The 3,295-nt window shown below is 39.8% G+C and carries 3 protein-coding genes; all 3 read left to right on the top strand.

Features of this window, described 5'->3' with window-relative positions; translation table 11 throughout:
• The first annotated feature begins 302 nt into the window (after positions 1-302).
• Entirely contained in the window at positions 303-1,355 is a 1,053-nt protein-coding gene (locus LHW48_02950; protein MCB5259418.1) for a glycosyltransferase family 4 protein, read from the top strand.
• 40 nt (positions 1,356-1,395) lie between these two features.
• Positions 1,396-2,412: a UDP-glucose 4-epimerase GalE gene (gene galE, locus LHW48_02945; protein MCB5259417.1), complete on the top strand. Its 1,017-nt coding sequence runs from the start codon at positions 1,396-1,398 to the stop codon at positions 2,410-2,412.
• Between the two features lie 77 nt (positions 2,413-2,489).
• Positions 2,490-3,295: hypothetical protein (locus LHW48_02940; protein ID MCB5259416.1), on the top strand; the 806-nt coding region annotated here is incomplete at its 3' end.

Genomic DNA, 3,295 nt, shown 5'->3' with positions numbered 1-3,295 from the left:
TGGGACTCATCAACGCTCTGAACAAGTAGCAGTGTTTCGTCAAAACGCCAAATCGCCAAAACGACACAACCTTAATACAGGATAAAGAATGAAATATTTAGTAACAGGCGGGGCCGGCTTTGCAAGAGAAAAGGCTGAAGATAAGGTAGGAAAGACTTTTACGGAATATTTGAGTCAGACTATTAAGAGCTTTCTGGGAACAAGAAACGAGGCATGATCTGGCTTGTCTTTTGGATAGCTCAGAAACTTGACTCCTGCGCAGTTACGGAAACCCTCTGTTATCACATGAAGTATGAAAGATTATGAATAAAACTACCGAAAAAAAAATCATGATAACCTGCCCTCGCTCAAATGCGGGAGGAGTTTATCAGTTTGTCTCAAGTATTATACCTTTTTTGCCGGAGAATACGCAGGTCTTGCATAGAGGCAGCCTCAAATCTGATTCTCCCATTACAAAGATAGTCAGGAGCATATCATCTATTGTGGTCGCAATCCAGAAGATGATTAAACATCATCCCAATCTCATTTTGGTTAATAGCTCTCTTAGCAAAGAGTGCCTGATTAGAGATGGACTCATCATCCGCTTGGCACGATTCTTCAACATTCGTCCAATTCTCATCATACATGGATTCCAAGTATCTGCCCTACAGTTTCGTGGACTGCTTAAGGCATCTTATTTCAAGGCAGAAATGGTTTTTGTTTTAGCAAAGTCATTTGCAGATAAGCTTAGAGAGGCAGGGTACCATGGGAAAGTGATATCTCAATACAATCCTGTTGACCATACTCTAATTCGCAATATGGGGAATAAAGAGTTGACGCCTAGATGTAGTACCTTTTTGTTTCTAGCACGAGTTGAAGAAAGCAAGGGGATCTTCATCGCCTTGGACATTTTCAAAATGTATAAACAGAATAATCCCGGTGCAGTTATGCTTGTCGCCGGAACGGGGGGGGCTTTGGAAGCAGCTAAGGTTTATGCCTATAAAAATGGAATTGAAGATCTTAAGTTCCTAGGGTTCGTATCAGGATCTGAAAAAGAAGAGGCTTTTAGACAATCCGATGTGATGTTGTTTCCAACATCTCATAACGAAGGCTTACCGATAGGAGTCTTGGAGGCAATGGCTGCAGGGTTAATCATCTTAACCAGACCTATAGCTGGACTTGTTGATCTACGTACAAAAATAGATTTTGGCGGAATGACGAGTTCTTTGGATCCATTAGAATATTTAAGTATGATTAGAAACTTGGAAAATGAAGATAAGATCAAAGTTATGAAAATTCGAAACAGAGAGTTCGCGTCAGCTAACTTTCATCCACAGAAAATTGTTGATAGAATTCTAAGTGAGATAGATTTCTGAAAATCTCTTTCGACACTAAGTTAAATATGGGATCACTGATATGAAGATATTATTAACAGGTGGAACCGGATACATAGGAAGCCATGTTTGTGTGGAACTCCTCAATTGGGGTCATGATGTCGTTATTATCGATAACCTTTCCAATAGCAAAATTGGGGTTATCGAAAGAATGAAAAAGATAACCGGCAAAAATAGCATTCATTTTCGAGAACTTGATTTGTGTGATTATGAATCACTAGAACAAGTTTTTAATGAATTCCAGTTTGATGCGATAATGCATTTTGCTGGCTTGAAAGCAGTGGGAGAATCAGTTGCGAATCCTCTAGGATATTATGAAAACAATGTCCATGGCAGCCTTAATCTGCTGAGGGCTATGACAAAGAACAATGTCCACAGAATTGTTTTTAGCTCTTCGGCAACAGTATATGGCTCTAGTGAAGATGTACCATTTCATGAAGATAGTCCATTGAGTGCTGTTAACCCCTATGGAAGATCCAAGCTTTTTATCGAAGAGATTCTGCGAGACTATCAGAATGCTAACAACGAAGCTATGGTCTGCATTTTAAGATACTTCAATCCCGTGGGTGCTCATAAGTCCGGACTCATCGGAGAGGATCCCACAGGGGTCCCCAATAATCTAATGCCCTTTATCATGCAAGTGGCAGCAGGTAAGCAAGAAAAACTCTCAATTTTCGGTTCCGATTATCCCACAAATGATGGTACTTGTATCCGGGATTATATTCATGTAGTTGATTTGGCAGAAGGGCATGTCGCTGCTTTGGAGAAACATATCCATGATACAGGATTCTTCGTATATAACTTGGGTAGAGGGCAAGGGATCAGTGTTCTTGAGATGGTCTACACATTTCAGCGAGCTAATAGCTTAAAGATTGAACACAAATTCTCGGACCGAAGAGAAGGAGATATTGCTGTTAGTTATGCCGCGAATAATAGGGCATGTAGCATTTTAAACTGGAAACCTGAGAGAACTCTCGAGGATATGTGCTTTGACTCATGGCAATGGTATAAAAACTCAAAGCTATTGATCTCTGAGTAGTTTATATGCCTAGGAAAACTATGAGTCTTCTACTAGGTTTTACGCCTCTAATGTTGTAAAGAGGCTGGAGAGTATATATGATCAGATCGGTAACGGAAAGCTCAGAACATCGTGAGCAAATCAAAGAAATCGTAATGAATTTACATAAATCCTTCGTAGAGGATGATTACAAGGGCTGGGATTTGTATGACGCTTTGTTATCAAAATACTACAAGAAAGGGTCAATCTTTGATTCCTTTTATCCAAGATACATCTGGACTCAAGTGAACAAGAGGGCTCCCATCAATCTGAGGCCATTAATGAGAGTTCCAAAATCTCTGAACCCCAAGGGACTTTCTCTTATCCTTCGTGGATATTGCAAACTGTATGGACTCACACAGGATCAGACGTTTTTAGATTCTGCATCATCAGTTTATAAGTTGATAGTATCATTGCGGAGTGAGTCAGATTATTACTGCTGGGGAAATAACTTCGATTATCAGGCCAGGAATGGATTCCACCCTGCATTTACTCCCAATGCGATCACTACGTCTTTTGTCGCTAACAGCATTGTAGATTACTATTTGATTACTAAGGATCAGGAAGTGATAAGAATTCTTGAATCAATCAGGTCATACTATCTTGAGACAATGCTGCTATTTTCCGATGAAAGAGGAGCGGCGTTTAGATACTACAAAGAAAATACTCCGATAACATATAACTCATCAGCAAAGTCAACCGAAACGCTGGCCTTGATAAACGCAATTATTCCAGATTCCCAGACATCTGAGATAATAAAGATGAGTTACTCTTTTTTGCTTAAATCTCAGAATGATGATGGTTCGTGGTATTACAGTAGTGGAAAGCAAGGACAGTGGATTGACAATTTCCATACAGGATATGT

The organism is Candidatus Cloacimonadota bacterium (assembly GCA_020532355.1).
Lineage (GTDB): Bacteria > Cloacimonadota > Cloacimonadia > Cloacimonadales > Cloacimonadaceae > UBA5456.
The sequence above is the reverse complement of the archived record's forward strand: the minus strand, read 5'-3'. Positions and strand labels throughout refer to the sequence as shown.

Coding starts and splice junctions, on each gene's coding strand:
- LHW48_02950 (MCB5259418.1), top strand. CDS start 303: ATGAATAAAACTACCGAAAAAAAAATCATGATAACCTGCCCTCGCTCA.
- galE (MCB5259417.1), top strand. CDS start 1,396: ATGAAGATATTATTAACAGGTGGAACCGGATACATAGGAAGCCATGTT.